Source organism: Cryobacterium adonitolivorans, from assembly GCF_004402695.1.
In the GTDB taxonomy this organism is placed as follows: domain Bacteria; phylum Actinomycetota; class Actinomycetes; order Actinomycetales; family Microbacteriaceae; genus Cryobacterium; species Cryobacterium adonitolivorans.
The window spans coordinates 146,484-163,548 of record NZ_SOFL01000012.1; the positions used below are offsets into that span (position 1 = coordinate 146,484).

Annotated in this window: 16 protein-coding genes and 1 riboswitch; of the genes, 5 read left to right on the forward strand and 11 right to left on the reverse strand. The window is 69.1% G+C overall.

The features are described 5' to 3' along the window. Positions 1-19: 19 nt before the first annotated feature. Positions 20-985, reverse strand: coding sequence for an aldose 1-epimerase family protein (locus E3O42_RS04890; protein WP_134452813.1), 966 nt, complete (start codon positions 983-985; stop codon positions 20-22). A gap of 14 nt (positions 986-999) precedes the next feature. Then, positions 1,000-1,827: a DeoR/GlpR family DNA-binding transcription regulator gene (locus E3O42_RS04895; RefSeq protein ID WP_134452815.1), complete on the reverse strand. Its 828-nt coding sequence runs from the start codon at positions 1,825-1,827 to the stop codon at positions 1,000-1,002. A gap of 85 nt (positions 1,828-1,912) precedes the next feature. Here E3O42_RS04895 and galT point away from each other — a divergent pair, with 85 nt between their 5' ends. The 3 genes from galT to E3O42_RS04910 all read left to right on the forward strand — a co-directional run bounded on the left by galT (position 1,913) and on the right by E3O42_RS04910 (position 5,027). Beyond that, positions 1,913-3,127 carry a galactose-1-phosphate uridylyltransferase gene (gene galT / locus E3O42_RS04900; protein WP_134452816.1) on the forward strand — a complete coding sequence of 405 codons (1,215 nt, stop codon included), beginning with the start codon at positions 1,913-1,915 and terminating at the stop codon, positions 3,125-3,127. Continuing rightward, positions 3,124-4,287, forward strand: coding sequence for a galactokinase (galK, locus tag E3O42_RS04905; RefSeq protein ID WP_420897864.1), 1,164 nt, complete (start codon positions 3,124-3,126; stop codon positions 4,285-4,287). The genes galT and galK overlap by 4 nt, the downstream gene beginning before the upstream one ends. A gap of 134 nt (positions 4,288-4,421) precedes the next feature. Next, on the forward strand, positions 4,422-5,027 hold the full coding sequence (locus E3O42_RS04910) for a hypothetical protein (RefSeq protein ID WP_134452818.1): 606 nt from the start codon (positions 4,422-4,424) through the stop codon (positions 5,025-5,027). A gap of 10 nt (positions 5,028-5,037) precedes the next feature. Here E3O42_RS04910 and E3O42_RS04915 read toward each other — a convergent pair whose 3' ends face one another. Further along, positions 5,038-5,520: a YbaK/EbsC family protein gene (locus tag E3O42_RS04915; protein ID WP_134452820.1), complete on the reverse strand. Its 483-nt coding sequence runs from the start codon at positions 5,518-5,520 to the stop codon at positions 5,038-5,040. Between the two features lie 154 nt (positions 5,521-5,674). On the opposite strand from E3O42_RS04915, the gene E3O42_RS04920 reads away from it, so the two are divergent. Beyond that, positions 5,675-6,208, forward strand: a complete 534-nt coding sequence (locus tag E3O42_RS04920) for a gamma carbonic anhydrase family protein (protein WP_134452821.1) — start codon at positions 5,675-5,677, stop codon at positions 6,206-6,208. 151 nt (positions 6,209-6,359) lie between these two features. Here E3O42_RS04920 and E3O42_RS04925 read toward each other — a convergent pair whose 3' ends face one another. The 8 genes from E3O42_RS04925 to E3O42_RS04960 form a co-directional block, all read right to left on the reverse strand. Next, positions 6,360-7,244, reverse strand: coding sequence for a bifunctional methylenetetrahydrofolate dehydrogenase/methenyltetrahydrofolate cyclohydrolase (locus E3O42_RS04925; RefSeq protein ID WP_134452822.1), 885 nt, complete (start codon positions 7,242-7,244; stop codon positions 6,360-6,362). Between the two features lie 166 nt (positions 7,245-7,410). Then, entirely contained in the window at positions 7,411-8,709 is a 1,299-nt protein-coding gene (glyA, locus tag E3O42_RS04930) for a serine hydroxymethyltransferase (RefSeq protein WP_134452824.1), read from the reverse strand. A 30-nt stretch (positions 8,710-8,739) separates the two neighbouring features. Next, positions 8,740-8,829, reverse strand: a riboswitch (ZMP/ZTP riboswitch). 5 nt (positions 8,830-8,834) lie between these two features. After that, positions 8,835-9,173, reverse strand: a complete 339-nt coding sequence (gene mnhG, locus E3O42_RS04935; protein WP_134452826.1) for a monovalent cation/H(+) antiporter subunit G — start codon at positions 9,171-9,173, stop codon at positions 8,835-8,837. Further along, positions 9,170-9,442, reverse strand: coding sequence for an MrpF/PhaF family protein (locus tag E3O42_RS04940; RefSeq protein WP_134452827.1), 273 nt, complete (start codon positions 9,440-9,442; stop codon positions 9,170-9,172). The genes mnhG and E3O42_RS04940 overlap by 4 nt, the downstream gene beginning before the upstream one ends. Continuing rightward, positions 9,439-10,068 (reverse strand): Na+/H+ antiporter subunit E, encoded by a 630-nt coding sequence (locus E3O42_RS04945; RefSeq protein WP_166787896.1) that lies wholly within the window; start codon positions 10,066-10,068, stop codon positions 9,439-9,441. The genes E3O42_RS04940 and E3O42_RS04945 overlap by 4 nt, the downstream gene beginning before the upstream one ends. Next, complete coding sequence (locus E3O42_RS04950) at positions 10,065-11,624, reverse strand: Na+/H+ antiporter subunit D (protein ID WP_134452830.1); 1,560 nt, start codon at positions 11,622-11,624, stop codon at positions 10,065-10,067. Before E3O42_RS04950 ends, E3O42_RS04945 begins: the two co-directional genes overlap by 4 nt. Continuing rightward, the gene (locus E3O42_RS04955; RefSeq protein WP_134452832.1) at positions 11,621-12,124 is read right to left on the reverse strand and encodes a sodium:proton antiporter; all 504 of its coding nucleotides are present in this window, start codon (positions 12,122-12,124) and stop codon (positions 11,621-11,623) included. Before E3O42_RS04955 ends, E3O42_RS04950 begins: the two co-directional genes overlap by 4 nt. Next, the gene (locus E3O42_RS04960; protein WP_134452834.1) at positions 12,121-15,192 is read right to left on the reverse strand and encodes a Na+/H+ antiporter subunit A; all 3,072 of its coding nucleotides are present in this window, start codon (positions 15,190-15,192) and stop codon (positions 12,121-12,123) included. The genes E3O42_RS04955 and E3O42_RS04960 overlap by 4 nt, the downstream gene beginning before the upstream one ends. A 245-nt stretch (positions 15,193-15,437) precedes the next feature. Here E3O42_RS04960 and E3O42_RS04965 point away from each other — a divergent pair, with 245 nt between their 5' ends. After that, positions 15,438-16,874, forward strand: coding sequence for an amino acid permease (locus E3O42_RS04965; RefSeq protein ID WP_241984646.1), 1,437 nt, complete (start codon positions 15,438-15,440; stop codon positions 16,872-16,874). Positions 16,875-17,065: the final 191 nt, after the last annotated feature.

The following is a 17,065-nucleotide window of genomic DNA, read 5'->3' on the forward strand; positions in this document are numbered from 1 at the left end:
CCACCCTAGGCCGGGATGCTCAGGCTACGAAACCCGTCGGGGTGATTCCCCAGCGAACGACCCAGTCCTCGCCGGGGGCCAGCCAACGCAGGCCCTGGCCGGAGTTGAAGGCATCCGCCGGGGCGGTCATCGGTTCGATCGCGACGGCCAGGCCGAGCTGGGTGGTGGCGCCGGTGCGCCCGTTGTCGGTACGTACCGGAAAGTTGCGCGGCGTGAACGCCTGAACGTAGGCCATGTTGGCATCGCCCCACAGGGTGACCCGACGGCCGTCGGGGGCGGTGAGGGAGTGCTCACCGCGGCCGTCTTGCACGACCACGCCGCCGAAGCCGTCGTCGAGGTGCAGGTCGGCCACCCGGGCGCCGACGCGCAGGTCGAACGACGTGCCGTCGACGGGGCTCACGCCGATGGGGTTGAGCCGGTGGTCGACGTCGATGTGGCTGGTCGCATTCAGGCGCAACACGAGCTCATCGGTGGGCACGTCGCCGATCTTGAGGTACGGGTGGGTGCCCAGCGCCACCGGGGCGGTCTCGCCGCCGACATTGCGGATGCGGTGCGTGACGGCCAGCCCGTCGACCGTGAGCGCATAGGTCACGGTGGTGTCGAGCTGGTACGGGTAGCCGGCCTGCGGGAAGACCGTGGCGGCGAGGGTCACCTCGGTGTCGCTCTGCGCCACCAGCCGGTAGGCCGTAACGACGAGCAGACCGTGGATGGCGTTCATCTGGGCCGGCTCGGTGACGGTCAGCAGGTGTCGCACGCCGTGCTGGGTCCAGATCGCGTCGCGGATGCGGTTAGGCCAGGGCACCAACACGGTGCCGGCGCCCAGCGGCGGCACGGACTCCGCCGCGAAGCCCTCCACCAGGTCTATGCCGTTCACCGCATATTCGCGAATGCCCGCGGCCACCTCGGTGATGGTCGCGGTCGCCGGGCCTTGCAGGGTCTGCAGGGTGAGCGCGTATTGGGTTCCGGTGGCGGCGGCGAGCGACATGGTGGTCTTTCGAATCAGAGTGGTTGGAGCACGGCGAGGCCGGCCTTGCGGAGCGGGGCCAGGGTGAGCGGGTCGGCGGCCGCATCCGTCACCAGGGTGTCGAAGGCGGCGAGCGGGCCGATCCGGCCCAGGTGCACCTGGCCCAGTTTGGCACCGTCCGCCACGATGATCGCGCGCGCCGATGCGGCCAGCATCATGGTCTTCACGCCGGCCTCCGGCAGGTTGATGTTGGTGACGCCGCCGTCGGCGTCCACTCCGTTGCAGCCGATGAAGGCAAGGTCGGCGTGCACCTGGCTGAGCACGGTTGCGGCGAGGGGGTCGACGAGCGAGTGCTGCATCGGGCGCAGCGACCCGCCGGTGACGATCACCGTGAAGCGCGGGATGGCGGGCTCCAGGGCCAGGGCGATGCTCAGCCCGTTGGTGATCACGACAATGTCGGTGAGCTCCGTGCGGGCCACGAGCGCCCGCGCGATCGCGAGGGTGGTCGTGCCAACGTCGAGGATCACGCTCTGGCCGCTGGAGACCAGCGACGCCGCGAGCTCGCCGATCTGCTGCTTGGGGATGACCGAGGAGGCGAGGGCCTCCTCGAAGGAGAACTCCCGGTCGGGGCGGCTGGTGGTGGAGACCCCGGCCGGCACCGCGCCGCCGTGGATGCGTGTGAGCGTGCCGGCGCTCTCCAGCTGGTCGAGGTCGGCGCGGGCGGTGACGCCGGAGACGCCGAAGGTGTCGCTGAGCTCGCTCACCCGCACGAAGCCGCGTTCGTCGACGAGCCGTTGGATCTGTTCCCGGCGCTGGTGCGCGGGCAACGCGTCCCGGTCGGTCGGATGTTCCGCTGAGGCCATATCGCAATCTTCACTTATTTTGCCTCGCTTTTCAATACGCAAGTACTGGTTTCAGTTACGCAAATCGGCTAGCGTTGAGTCCGCCATGACTCCCCTCAACAACGCCCCAGATTTCGTCGCCGACGCCGGCATCGCGCGTCACCCGCACACCCTGGCCGACGGCCGGGACCTCATCTACTTCGATGACCCCGACACCACCCTGTCGCCCGACCGGGCGCCCGACCTGCGCGACCTCGGTCCGCGTCCGGCGAACGCGAGCATGCGCCAGGACCCGCTCAGCGGCGAGTGGGTCTCCATCGCCGCGGCCCGGCAGAACCGGGTGTTCCTGCCGCCGGCGCACCTGGACCCGCTCGCGCCGTCCACCCCGGAGAACCCCTCCGAGGTGCCCAGCAACTACGACGTGGCCGTGTTCGAGAACAAGTCGCCCTCGTTCGGGCCGCTGCTCACCGACGACGACGCGCCCACCGGCCTGGACGACCTGCGCACAATCGGGCTGGGGCGCATCCGCACCTCGGTCGGCCGCTGCGAGGTCGTCTGCTTCAGCCCCGCCACCGAGGGCTCGTTCGGCAGCCTCTCGGTCACCCGCGCCCGCACGGTGATCGAGGCCTGGGCCGAGCGCACCCACGCACTCTCGCAGATGCCCGGCATCGAGCAGGTGTTCCCGTTCGAAAACCGCGGCGAGGCCATCGGCGTCACGCTGCACCACCCGCACGGCCAGATCTACTCCTACCCGTACGTGACCCCGCGCACGCAACGACTGATCGACTCGATCGAGAGCTACGGGCCCACCCTGTTCGCCGACATCCTGGCGAGCGAGCAGGCCGGCGACCGGGTCATCCTGCAGGGCGAGCACTGGACCGCGTTCGTGCCGTTCGCGGCCCGCTGGCCCGTCGAGGTGCACATGCTGCCGCACCGGCAGGTGGCCGACTTTGCCGGCACCACCCTGGCCGAGCGCGACGAGCTCGCGGTGCTGTACCGCCGACTGCTGCGCGGCATCGACCAGCTGTACACCACGCCCACCCCGTACATCGGCGCCTGGCACCAAGCGCCGGTGAACGTGCACCGCGACGAGATCAGGCTGATGCTGCAGCTCACCAGCCCGCGCCGCGCCGAAGACAAACTGAAGTTCCTGGCCGGCTCGGAGGCCGCCATGGGCGCCTGGATCGGCGACGTCACGCCCGAGCAGGCGGCCGACAACATCCGCGCCGCGATCGCGCGCTCGGACGCCGCCGATGCAGCAGCAGACGCCGTCGCGGCAGCAGAATCCACCGAAAGCACCACCGGAAAGGCCCACTCGTGACCGACCACCAGACGCAGAGCATTCTCAGCGGCTTCCGCGCCAGGTTCGACCGCGCCGCCGACGGCCTCTGGTTCGGCCCCGGCCGGGTCAACCTGATCGGCGAGCACACCGACTACAACGACGGTTTCGTGTTCCCGTTCGCGATCAACCGCCGCGCTGTGGTGGCCCTCGCGCCGCGCTCCGACCGGATTCTGCGGGTCGCCAGCTCCTTCACCGACGAGGTCGTCGAGATCTCCCTCGACGAGCTCTCCCCCGAGACCGTGTCGGGATGGTCGGCGTATCCGCTGGGCGTGGCCTGGGCCCTCGGCGAACACGGCGCCGACCTGTCGGCCGTGACCGGTTTTGACGCCTTCATCGACTCCGATGTGCCGATCGGCGCCGGGCTGTCCTCCTCGGCGGCCATCGAGTGCGCCACCGCCGTAGCGCTCGACGAGGTCTGGAACCTCGGCTTCGACAAGCGGGTGCTCGTGCGAGTGGGCCAGCTCGCCGAGAACCGGGTCGTGGGCGCACCCACCGGCATCCTCGACCAGTCCGCGTCGTTGCTCGGCCAGACCGACGCCGCGGTGTTCCTGGACTGCCGCAGCTTCGAGTCCGAGGTCGTCCCGCTCGGCTTCGACGACGCCGGCCTCGAACTGCTGGTGATCGACACGAAGGTCACCCACGCGCACGCCACCGGCGGTTACGCCGACCGGCGTGCCTCCTGCGAAAAGGGCGCCGCCCTGATGGGAGTCGGGTCGCTGCGCGACCTCACCGTGGACGACCTGCCGCGGGCCGCCTCGGTGCTCGACGAGGAGACCTTCCGCCGGGTGCGGCACATCATCACCGAGAACCAGCGAGTGATCGACACCGTGCGGGTGTTGCGCGAAGACGGCCCCTCTGCCATCGGTTCTCTGCTGGATGCCTCGCACACCTCGATGCGCGACGACTTCGAGATCTCGGTGGCCGAGCTCGACCTCGCGGTGGAGTCGGCCCGGGCCGCCGGCGCCCTCGGCGCCCGCATGACCGGCGGCGGCTTCGGCGGCTCGGCGATCGCGCTCACCCCGCACGCACTCATCCCCGCGGTACAGCAGGCCGTGGCAAACGCCTTCGCGTCGGCGGGCTACACGGCCCCGGACATGTTCGTGGTGCGCGCCGCGGCCGGGGCCGCCCGCCTGCCCTGAGGCCAGCCCCGCCGCGCGCGCGGTGACGCGCTCGCTTGCAGACTTCCCGCCTTCGTTTCGACAACGAAGGCGGGATGTTTGCGAAGGAGTGTCGGGCAGCCACGAATGTCAGTGGTGCGGCAGACACTTTCCGCATGGACGAGCGACTCCCGAAAATCGACGAAGTAATCTCGACAGTCTTTGGCGAGGCCTTGGGCCTCAGCACCGGCGTCAAGCGCAGACGCACTCTGCAGGTCGAAAACGACCTGCGAGCCTTTCTTGAGACCGAGGCCGAACGCTACCTCACTGATGACGAGCGCACGCTGCTCGCCGCGGAGCAGGAATTCGAGCCGAGCGGCGCCGCCTGCCGTTCGCTTGAGGCCGAGGTGCTTTTCGTCGCCCTGACGGGGTTCATCACCCCGCCGCACCTCGCGCCCGACCTGCTGCTCCGACGCGTGCAGCTCGACCTGATCGATGCTCTCGCCGGGTACGTCGCGTATGAGGTGCTTCGGAACTACGACTCCAGCAGCATCCGACGGGATCTCCGCAGTGCAATCTACACGGCACGGCACGAGCTCAAGCGCGAACGACGCGAGCAATCGTGGGCACGGGAGGTGGCGAGGATGACTCCGGTACAACGCGAAGCCATCGAGTACGCGGAACGGCAAATCGACAAGCTCATCGCATCCAGGCACACGTCGGCGGAGGGGCTACCGGCAACACCTGCCGCCTATCAGGCTCGGGACCCCCAAACTGAATAGCCGGTGGCGCTCACAAGGGCGGAGTGACCGGGGTCGCGGTGCCGCCGGTGAGGCGCAGCAGCTCAGCGAAGGTCGTGGGGAAGTCCGTGTGCGCGTGCCCCGCCGCTGCCCAGACCACGGGATAGCCGGCGAGGTCCTCGTCAACCAGGGTGCGAATGGGCGACGGATGACCGAGGGGCGCGACTCCGCCGATCACCTGCCCGGTCGCCTCCTTCACGAGGTCCTTGGCGGCCCGCCCGATGGTTCCGCCGAGCCGCTCCCCCAGCCAGGCCGTGTCCACCCGGTGCGCTCCCGAGGTGAGCACCAGCAGCGGGGCACCGTCGAGGGTGAAGACCAGCGAATTCGCGATGGCGCCCACCTCGATGCCGAGGGCGGCCGCGGCCGCCACCGCGGTCGTGGCCGCATCGTCGAACCAGCGGATCTCGGGGTCGACGCCCTGAGCTTTGAGCGCGAGGCGGACTCGGTCGACAGCGGGATGCGCGGTGTTCACCATTTCAGAATCCTAGGCCGCACCATGCGCCCACGTGGTCTAACGGTTAGAAGGACATAGGCCGGAGAAAAAGGACGTTGTGGGCAATCCCGTCCCTATAAACTCACTTTTGCCTCAGTTCCGGCGCGACATGGCGTCGGATTACTAGGGTGGAGCCATGACCGCCGACCGCGCCGCCCGCCTCATCACCCTGCCCGACCGTCCGGGGCCGCACGTGGCCGAGAGCGCGTTCGTCGCCGCGGGCGCCGTGCTGGTGGGCAACGTGAGCCTGGCCGAGCACGCCAGCGTCTGGTACAACGCGGTGCTGCGCGCCGAGGCCGAACCCATCCGCATCGGCGTCGGCTCGAACCTGCAGGACAACGTGTCCTGCCACGTCGACGGCGGCTACCCGCTGATCGTGGGCCGTGACGTGTCGGTGGGCCACGGGGCGGTGCTGCACGGCTGCACGGTGGAAGACGGTGCCCTGATCGGCATGGCCGCAACGGTGCTGAACGGCGCCGTCATCGGCGCCGGGTCGCTCGTGGCCGCGGGCTGCGTGGTGCTGGAGGGCACCATCGTGCCGCCGGGCTCCCTCGTGGCGGGCGTGCCGGGCAAGGTACGTCGTGAGCTCACGCCCGGGGAGATCGAGGGCATCCGCCACAACGCCGAGGCATACCTGGGCCACGCGGCCCTACATCGCCTCGCGACCTGAGAGAAAAGCACCTAAATCCTCGAGATCCTGGGGCTTAACTCACAGTTCGCGGATGGGGCGGGGCGCGCCCGTGAGAGCATCCTCGCGAGCTGAGAGAAAAGCCCCAGAATCCTCGGGATTCTGGGGCTTAACTCACGGTTCGCGGGAGCGGCTAGGGCTTGAGCAGGCGCTCGGAGGCCTTGACCACGTTGGCCAGCAGCATCGCGCGAGTCATCGGTCCCACGCCGCGGGGGTTGGGCGAAAGGTAACCGGCCACCGTGGCGACGTCGGGGTGCACGTCTCCGGTGAGGATGCCCTTGCCGGTCTCGGGGTTCTCGACCCGGGTGATGCCCACGTCGAGCACGGCCGCGCCGGGCTTGATCCAGTCGGCCTGCACCAGGTGGGGCACGCCGACGGCGGCCACGACGATGTCGGCACGGCGCACCTCGGCGGCCAGGTCGACGGTGCGGGAGTGGGTGAGGGTGACGGTGGCGTCCAGGCCCTTGCGGGTGAACAGCAGGCCCAGCGGGCGGCCCACTGTGAGGCCGCGGCCGATGACGACCACGTTTTTGCCCGCGATCGGCACGTCGTAGCGGCGCAGCAGCTCCACGATGCCCGCCGGGGTGCAGGGCAGCGGCGAGCTGAGCTCACCCTCGATGCCGAGCACCAGGCGTCCCAGGTTGGTGGGGTGCAGGCCGTCGGCGTCCTTGGCCGGATCCATCAGCTCGAGCATGGCGTTCTCGTTGTGACCCACCGGCAGGGGCAGCTGGATGATGTAGCCGGTGACCTCACGGGCGGCGTTGAGGTCCTTGATCGCTGCGCGCACATCGGCCGAGGTGGCCGAGCCGGGCAGGTCGACACGGATCGACTCGATGCCCACCTCGGCGCAGTCACGGTGCTTACCGGCCACGTAGGAGCGCGAGCCCGGGTCGTCGCCGACGAGTAGGGTGCCGAGCCCGGGCACGATGCCCTGGGCGGCCAGCGCGCGCACGCGCTCGGTGAGTTCTTGCTTGACCTGGGTCGCGGTGGCGACGCCGTCGAGGGTGAGTGCGGTCATGCGAAATCCGATCTATTGGTGATGCTGCGCGCGCTTCGGTACGAAGCCCCGCGCCAATCGGGCACCCGCCGCGCCGCGCCCAGACGCGGGCGGCGAAAGCGGTGCCGGGTGCGGGCGGTGACGGATGCGCTCACGCGAGTGCCACATCCGTCACGACCCGACAGGCCTACTGAGAGAGGCCGGGGTACAGCGGGAACGCGTCGGTGAGGCCCTTCACCCGGGAGCGGAGAGCCTGGATGTCGGCTCCGGGCAGGAGCGCCTGGGCGATGACGTCGGACACGACGGTGAACTCGGCGTCGCCGAAACCACGGGTGGCCAGGGCGGGCGTGCCGATGCGGAGGCCGGAGGTGACCATCGGCGGGCGCGGGTCGAACGGCACCGAGTTGCGGTTGACGGTGATGCCCACCTCGTGCAGCGCGTCTTCGGCCTGCTGACCGTTGATCTCCGAGTTGCGCAGGTCGGCGAGCACCAGGTGCACGTCGGTGCCACCGGTGAGCACGTCGATGCCCGCGGCGCGGGAGTCATCGGCGGTGAGCCGGTCGGCGAGGATCCGGGCGCCGCGGAGGGTGCGCTCCTGGCGTTCCTTGAACTCGGGCAGCGCGGCGAGCTTGAACGCGGTGGCCTTGGCGGCGATCACGTGCATGAGCGGTCCGCCCTGCTGGCCGGGGAACACGTTGGAGTTGAGCTTCTTCGCCAGCGCGGTGTCGCGGGAGAGGATGAAGCCCGAGCGGGGGCCGGCGAGGGTCTTGTGCACGGTGCTGGAGACGACGTCGGCGTAGGGCACCGGGGACGGGTGCAAGCCGGCCGCGACGAGGCCGGCGAAGTGGGCCATGTCGACCCAGAGCTTGGCGCCCACCTCGTCGGCGATGGCGCGGAAGGCGGCGAAGTCGAGCTGCCGGGGGTAGGCCGACCAGCCGGCGATGATGACCTGTGGCTTGTGCTCGAGGGCCTTGTCGCGCACCACGTCCATGTCGACGCGGAAGGTCTCCGGGTCGACGCCGTACGCGACCGGGTTGTAGAGCTTGCCGGAGAAGTTGAGCTTCATGCCGTGGGTGAGGTGGCCGCCGTGCGCCAGCTCCAGGCCCAGAATGGTGTCGCCGGGGGTGGCGATCGCGGAGAGCACCGCGGCGTTGGCGGTGGCGCCGGAGTGCGGCTGCACGTTCGCGTACTCGGCGCCGAAGAGGCTCTTGGCCCGGTCGATGGCGAGCTGCTCGGCCACGTCGACGTACTCGCAACCGCCGTAGTAGCGGCGGCCCGGGTAGCCCTCGGCGTACTTGTTGGTGAGCACCGAGCCCTGCGACTGCAGGATGGCGCGGGGCACGAAGTTCTCGCTGGCGATCATCTCGAGGTAGTCGCGCTGGCGACCGAGTTCTTGCTCGAGGATCGCGGCGATCTCGGGGTCGACGACCTCGAGGGGCTCGTTGAAGGTGGAGGGTACAGAACTGGTAAGCACAGTATCGGACACGGGGAAACTCCTTGAGACTATCGATGGATGTGTCGTGGCCCAGGCGTGCGGTCACTAACCGTGTCAGTCGCTCCCCGATGGTGACCCATCTTTCGTGCTACGCCAGTCGCGACCCGGCAATACTATCATCCGCGTGCGTCCCGCAGCTCGTCGACGACAAGCAAATCGGGGCGCAGATGGTCGGTCTGGTACGCGGCGCGGGCCACGAGGTGCGCCGCCATCGGCGCGGTGAGCGCCTGGAAGACCACAATGGCGACCACCAGGGTGAGAGTGCCGACGCTGAAATTCGTTACCGCGATGTCCAGGGTGACCGCCATGAGGCCGAGGATCTGCGGCTTGGTGGCGGAGTGCAGCCGGGTGAGCACATCGGGGAAGCGCAGCAGGCCGACGCCGGCCGCGAGGCACATCAGGGCGGCGAGCAGCACCAGGACGGCGGTGACCACGTCGCTCCACACGGCGGTCATGCGCGGTTCCGGCCGGGCAGGAACCGGGCGACGCTGAGCGAGCCGAGCACGGCGAACAGCGCCAACACCAGCAGCACCGGCAGGTTGTCGGAGTGCCGGTTGAATGCCATCTCGGCGCCGAGCGCGCAGATGATGGTGGCCACCAGGACGTCCGAGGCGATCACCCGGTCGAGCACAGAGGGCCCGCGGATGATGCGGTAGACGGCGGCGAGGGCGCCGGCGCCGAACATGAGTCCGGCGACGACGGCGACGATATCCATGGGGGTCATCCCTGGGCTCCGTTCTGGGGGTCGGCGGGGGCGTGTGGCCCGGCTGCCTGGCCGAGGCCGCCGCGCGCGTCTTCTTCGGCGCGCACCCTGGACACCCGCTCCACGTCTTCGGCCGAGCCGAATGCCAGCACGATACGCCGTTCGGTGGCCAGCACCCGGGACCGGAATTTTTCGGTCGCCGCCACGTCGCGCATGTTGATCACGTGCAGGTACAGGGTGGAGTCGACCCGTTCGATGTCGACCACGATCGACCCCGGCACGATGGAGGTGGCCACGGCGGTCCAGGTGAGGATGAGGTCGCTGCGGGTGCGCAGGTGCACTGCCACGATGGCGTTTCTCGGGGTGTACCGGGGGCCCAGGGCGAGCCAGGACACGTCGATGGAGGCGCGCACGATGTCGAAGAGAAGCGTGCCGAAGAGCCAGGCGCTGCGCCAGAGGTTGACCCGGCCGCTCAGTTGCACCGCCGGCAGGTAGAACACGATGGACACGACCGCGGCGAAGATCACCCCGGTGAGCAGGTTCAGCAAGGAGAACTTGCCCCACAGCAGCGCCCAGAGCAGCACCAGGCCGAGGAACAACGGTAATTGATTCAGGACGGCGGCGCGGCGCTCCCGGCGCGCACTCACGGGGCACCTCCGGGGAAGACGGCGTCGATGTAGGTCGACGGCTCGTCGATGTTCGCGGCGGCGCGGGCGGCGAGGTCGAAGGCGGGGCCGGCGAAGACCGTGAGGCACACCGTGAGCGCGAGCATGGTGGCGGTGGCCGCGGTCATCAGCGGCGATGTGGTCTTGGTCAGGACGGTGCCCTCGTCGTGCGGGTCGTCCTGCAGGGCGTTGAGCATGGCGGAGTCGTAGTTCTCCACGTCGCGACGCGGCCGCCAGAACGCCATGTTCCAGGCCCGGGCCAGCGCGTACAGGGTCAGCAGCGACGTCGCCGCACCGCCGGCGAGCAGCAGGTAGTTCAGGCCCCCGCCGACCTGCACCCCCGCGTCGAACAGGGCCACCTTGCCGAGGAAGCCGGAGAACGGCGGGATGCCGCCGAGGTTCATCGCTCCGATGAAGAACAGGATGGCGACGAACGGGGCGGCCTTGAGCATCCCGCCGAGCCTGGCCAGGGAGGTGGTGCCGCCGATGCGCTCGATGAGCCCGGCGCACAGGAACAGAGTCGTCTGGATCATGATGTGGTGCACGACGTAGTAGATGGTGGCCGCGATCGCCGCTTCGGTGCCGATCGCGATGCCGAAGATCATGTAGCCGATGTGGCTGACCAGGGTGAAGGAGAGCAGTCGCTTGATATCGGCCTGGGCCAGCGCGCCGAGTATGCCGATGACCATGGTGAGCAGCGCCACGATCATCAGCGGCACCTGCAGCCGGTTGTCGGGGAAGAGCAGCGTCTGGGTGCGCAGGATCGCGTAGACGCCGACCTTGGTGAGCAGTCCGGCGAACACCGCCGTGACCGGGGCCGGCGCCGTCGGGTAGGAGTCCGGTAGCCAGAACGACAGCGGGAACACCGCCGCCTTGACGCTGAAGGCGATGAGCAGCATCAGACCGAGGATCAGCTGTACGTCGCCGGGCAGCTCCGGGATGCGTTCGGCCAGCAGCGCCAGGGTGACGGTGCCGGTCGCGCCGTAGATCAGCGCGATGGCGGAGAGGAACAGGATCGAGGAGACCAAGCTGACGACGATGTAGGTCACACCGGCGCGGATGCGCGCACCGGTGCCGCCGAGGGTGAGCAGCACATAACTGGCCGAGAGCAGCATTTCGAAGCCCACGTACATGTTGAACAGGTCGCCCGCGATGAACGCGTTGAACAGCCCGGCCGCCAGGACCAGATAGGTGGGGTGGAAGATCGACACCGGGGTTTCCCGGTCGCCCTCGACGATGCCCTGCCCGACGGCGAAGAGCAGCACGCCCAGCAGCATCAGCGCCGAGACGATGAGCATGATCGCCGACAACCTGTCGACAACGAGCACGATGCCCCACGGCGCCTGCCAGTCGCCCACGTGCACCACGGCTGGGCCGTGCTGGTCGACGAGCACCAGCAGGATGGCGCTGATCACGACGATCGCGGTGAGCGAGAGCACGCTCACCATCACCTGGTAGCGCGAGCGGCGGCCGAGGGCGAGGGTTAGCGCGGCACCGAGCAGCGGGATGGCGACCACGAGGGGCACGAGAATGTTCATGGGGTGCCGCCCTCCCGGTCGCTGTTGCCGGTGTTGTCCGCTCCGCTGCTGTCGTCGTCGCTGCCGTCCTCGCTGGCGTCCAGCGACGCCTGCACGGCGGCCTCGTCGTCAGTGGACGAGCGGAAGGTGACCTCGGAATCCTCGGTGGTCTCCGCGGCGTGCTCGTCGGTCAGGTTGTCGCCCTCGTCGCCGAGCTGGGCCAGCCACCAGGACCGGTAGATCAGGGCGAGCAGCAGGGCTGTGATGCCGAAGTTGATCACGATCGCGGTGAGCATCAGCACCTGCGGCACCGGGTCGGCCATGGTGTCGTCGAGGGCCGTGCCGGTGACGATCGGGGAGCTGCCTGGCCGGCCGCTCATGATGAAGATCAGCAGGTTGGTGGCATTGCCCACGAGCAGGAACCCGATCAGCACGCGGGTGAGGCTGCGCTCGAGCATGATGTAGATGCCCGCGGCGTACATGACCGCCATCACGATCACCAGGGTCAGGGAGGCGCTCATCGCGGGTCTCCTTCCGGCTCGATGGAGGAGACGCCGGCCGGCTGGGTGATCGGGGACGTGTCCGGGCCGTTACCGGGCGCGGGCGCCTCGGCGGGGGTCCACTCCGACGACGCGTCGAAGCCGATGGCATCCCCCGCGTCACTGGAGGCGTTGCCGATCGGCGGTACGCCTGAATGGTCTTCGTCATCGTCGTCGCCGGGTTTGACGAGTTCGCTTTGCCGGTCTATCTCGCTGCCGAGGCTGCGGAGGATGTCGAGGACCAGACCGATGACCACGAGGTACACGCCGATGTCGAAGATGCTGGAGGTGCCGAAGGAGAGGTGGCCGAGCGCCGGCAGGTCGGCCTCGAAGTACGCCGACTCCAGCGGGATCCCGGTGACGAACAGCGAGCCAACGGCCGTGCCGACGGCGAGCACCACTCCCAGCCCCAGGATCTTGCCCGGGTCGATCGGGGCGGCTTCGCCCAGTTCGTACCGGCCGCCGGCCAGGTACCTGGCCACCAGGGCCAGGCCCGCCAGCAGGCCGCCGGCGAAGCCGCCGCCGGGCAGGTTGTGGCCGGCGAAGAGCAGGTAGATCGACACGATGATGGCCGGGTGGAACAGCAGTCGCACCAGCACCTCGATGATGATCGACCGGTTCTCGGCCGACTGGGTGCGGCCGCCGAGCAGCCAGGATTGGCGGGTCACGGCGTGGCCGGCGGAGCTGGCGTGCGGGTCGGCCACGACGCGGCGGCGGTTCTTCGGCTCGCGGCGCTTCCGGGACTCGCGGAGCCTGGGCATCTCGGCGCTGCGGCCGGAGACGAACAGCAGGCTGGCGACGCCGGTGGCCACCACGATGAGCACCGAGATCTCGCCCATGGTGTCCCAGGCACGGATGTCGACGAGCATCACGTTGACGATGTTGTTGCCGTGGCCCTCCTCGACGGCCAGCCGGGGCAATTCCGCGGCGATGGTCTGCGCCTGGCGGGCGCCGAGGGAGATGACCGTGATGGTGCCCATCACGAGGGCGACGAGGGCGCCGATGATCGCCCGGCGGCGACGGTGCATCGGCCGGTTGTGCTGGGCGATGCGGCTGGGCAGTCGGCGCAGCACGAGCACGAACACCACGAGGGTGATCGATTCGACGAGCGCCTGGGTGAGCGCCAGGTCCGGGGCTCCGTGGAAGGCGAACAGGGCGACCAGGCCGTATCCGGTGATGCCGGCCAGCAGCACCGAGGTCATCCGCTGTCCGACCCTGGCGGCCATCACGGTGGCGATGATCATGACCACGCCGATGATCACCTGCGCCGGGTAGTCCCAGAGCACGATGGCGTCGGGCCAGGTGCGGTTGACGAAGGATGCCGCGCCCAGCGCCAGCACGAACACCACGAGGATGGTGGCCAGGTACTGCGGCAGGCCGCCCTTCTGGGCGAGGTGGGTGGTGCGGGCGGCGATCTTGTCGATGAATCGCACGGTGTGGCCGTAGCCGTGGCCGGCGTCCACCCAGGCGGGCACGGCGGCCTGCCAGCGGGCTACCCGCTTGCGCTGGGCGAAGACGACCATGCCCAGCAGCACCACGATCGTGCTGAGCAACAGGGCAGGTTCGAACCCGTGCCAGAGCGCCAGGTGGTAGTCGCCACCACCGGGGACGGTGTCGGCGTAGGCCGCCAGCATCGGGTCGAGCAGCATCACGAACGGGCCGAGCAGCACGGTGGCGACCGAGAGGATGCCGGGAGCCAGGGCAAAGTCCCACCGGCTGGCGTGCAGGGGGATGTCGCCGACCGCCAGGCGGGTGCCGAACGCGCCCCAGAAGAACTTGGCGCTGTACGCGACGGTGAGCACCGAACCGATCGCGGTGCCGACCAGGGCGATCCAGCCCCAGCCGTCGCCGGCCAGGCCGGCCTCGAGGAACGCGGTGAACACAGACTCCTTGGCGACGAAACCGAGGAGCGGCGGCAGGCCGGCCATCGACGCGACGGCGACCAGGGCGATGGCGGCGAGGGCCGGTTCGCGGCGGCCGATCCCAGAGAGCTTGCGCCAGTCGCGGGTGCCGGCGCGATGGTCGATGATGCCCACAACGAGGAACAGGGTGGCCTTGTACAGCGCATGGGCGAGCAGCAGCGTCGCCCCCGCGAGTGCCGCGTCGCGGGTGCCGAAGCCGACGACGACCATCAGGAAGCCGAGCTGGCTGACGGTGCCGTAGGCCAGCATCAGCTTGATGTCGTGCTGGCGCAGAGCCCGCCAGGCGCCGACGAGCATGGTCCAGATACCGATGGTGACCAGCACCGGCAGCCAGCCCGGAGATTCGGCATAGCCGGGCGCGAACCGGGCGGTGAGGTAGATGCCGGCCTTCACCATCGCGGCAGCGTGCAGGTACGCGCTCACCGGGGTCGGCGCGGCCATCGCGGCGGGCAGCCAGAAGTGGAACGGGATCAGAGCCGACTTCGACAGGGCACCGACCAGGATCAGCAGCACCGCCCAGATCGCGACGGGGGTGCCGGTGGGGTTCGCGACGATGGCGGCCAGGGAGGTGGTGCCCGCGTCGACGGAGATCATCACGACGCCGATGAGCATCACCAGGCCGCCGAAGGTGGTCACCAGCAGCGCCTGCAGGGCGGCACCACGGCTCTCCCGTTTGGTCGTGTAGTGCCCGATCAGCAGGTAGGAGAGCACGCTGGTGATCTCCCAGAACATGAACATCACCAGGATGTCGTCGGCGGTGACGAGCCCGTACATGGTGCCGGCGAAGGCGAGCAGCAGCGCGGCGAAGCGGCCCAGGCTGGGCTCGTCGGCGTCGAAGTAGCGGGCGCAGTAGATGAGCACCAGGGCGCCGACACCGGTGACGACGAGGGCGAGCAGCCAGGCGAGCGCATCCACCCGGAAGGACAGGCTGATCCCCAGCTGCGGGATCCAGGGCAGGCTCTCGGTGACGGCGCCGCCGGCGGTGATCACGCTGGTCTGGGTGAGGGTGTAGCAAAATGCCACGGCGGGCAGGATGGCCACGACATAGAAAACGCGCAGCCCGATCAGTCGGGTGAGCGCGGGAGTGAGAACGGAAACGAGCAGGAAGGCCAGGAGGATTGTCGCCACGGGACCTCCCGGCTCTCTGTAAACGAGTGTCGTCTCTACGGTCAGAGTGTCGCTACCCAGTGTATATGAGGGGGTCTTTCGACCCTTACCGCTGAGCATCCGTCGGCTAGTGTTACCGCAACCCCCCGGATCGGATGCTCCACGTGACCACTCGCACCACCGGGCCTGACCGGCCCGAGAACTCCCCCGCACGCACCAACGCAACCCCACATCGCTCCGGGCACGAGGAAACCCCGCTCGAGCACATCGACGACGCCCTGAGCGTGCACGAGGATGAGGGCCTGCACAAGGGCCTCAAGGCCAGGCACGTGCAGATGATCGCCATCGGCGGCGCCATCGGCACCGGCCTGTTCCTCGGCGCGGGCGGCCGGCTCGCCAGCGCGGGTCCCGCCCTGGTGTTCGTGTACGCCATCTGCGGTTTCTTCGCGTTCCTCATCCTTCGCGCGCTCGGCGAACTGGTGCTGCACCGGCCCACCTCCGGCTCCTTCGTGTCCTACGCCCGGGAGTTCTTCGGCGAGAAGACCGCGTTCGTGACCGGCTGGCTGTACTGGCTGAACTGGGTGATGACCGCGATCGTGGACGTCACCGCGGTGGCGCTGTACATGAACTTCTTCGGCAAGTACTGGGCACCCTTCGGCGACGTGCCGCAGTGGCTGTTCGCCCTGCTCGCCCTCGCCGTGGTGATGGGCCTCAACCTGCTCTCGGTGAAGGTGTTCGGTGAGCTGGAATTCTGGTTCGCTCTGATCAAGGTCGTCGCCATCGTCGCGTTCCTGCTGGTGGGCACCTGGATGGTCATCTTCGGCACCCCGGTGGAGGGAGCCACAGTGGGCTTCTCGCTCATCGCCGAAAACGGCGGCTGGCTGCCCAACGGCCTGCTCGCCTCCGTGCTCGTGGTGCAGGGCGTCGTGTTCGCGTACGCCTCGATCGAGCTGATCGGCACGGCCGCGGGCGAGACCGAGAACCCCGAGAAGGTGATGCCCAAGGCGATCAACACCGTCATCGTGCGCATCGCGGTCTTCTATGTCGGGTCGGTCCTGCTGCTCTCGCTGTTGTTGCCGTACACGGCATATGAGGCCGGCGTGAGCCCGTTCGTCACCTTCTTCGGCTCGATCGGCGTCGAAGGCGTCGACGTGATCATGAACCTCGTTGTGCTCACCGCGGCGCTCTCGTCGCTTAACGCCGGCCTGTATTCCACCGGACGCATCCTGCGGTCGATGTCGCTGGCCGGGTCGGCGCCGCGGTTCGCTGACAAGGTGAGCCGCAACGGGGTGCCGTTCGGCGGCATCCTGCTCACCGGTGTCGTCACCCTGCTCGGTGTCGGACTCAACGCGCTCGTGCCTGACGAGGCGTTCGAGATCGTGCTGAACATGGCCGCGATCGGCATCATCAGCGCATGGGGCATGATCGTGCTCTGCCAGATGCGGCTGCAGGCCTGGGCGAAGGCCGGCATCCTCACCCGGCCGGCGTTCCGGATGCCCGGCGCCCCGTTTACCGGGTACCTCACCCTGGCGTTCCTCGCGACCGTGCTCGTGCTGATGGCCTTCGACTGGCCGGTCGGCACTCTCACCATCAGCTCGCTCGGCCTGATCATCCCGGCGCTGGTCCTGGGCTGGTTCGCCTGCCGCGGCCGCATCCTCGAGATCGCGGCCTCCCGGCCGCCGCTGCCCGCCGCCAAACGCTAGACGCGCGAGCGGCCCGCCGCGCACGCACTGTGGTGCTTCGAGGCGTCAACCGTTGCCCGTGCGGACAATTGCGCCCGGTACGCCGGGGGTGGATTCAACCGGTCGATGCAACACTGCCGTCTTGTTGGTCTGAGAGTAGCTGGTTCAGGGCTTCGCGGGGCGTGGCTGCGTCGAGTCGTTTTCGGGGGCGG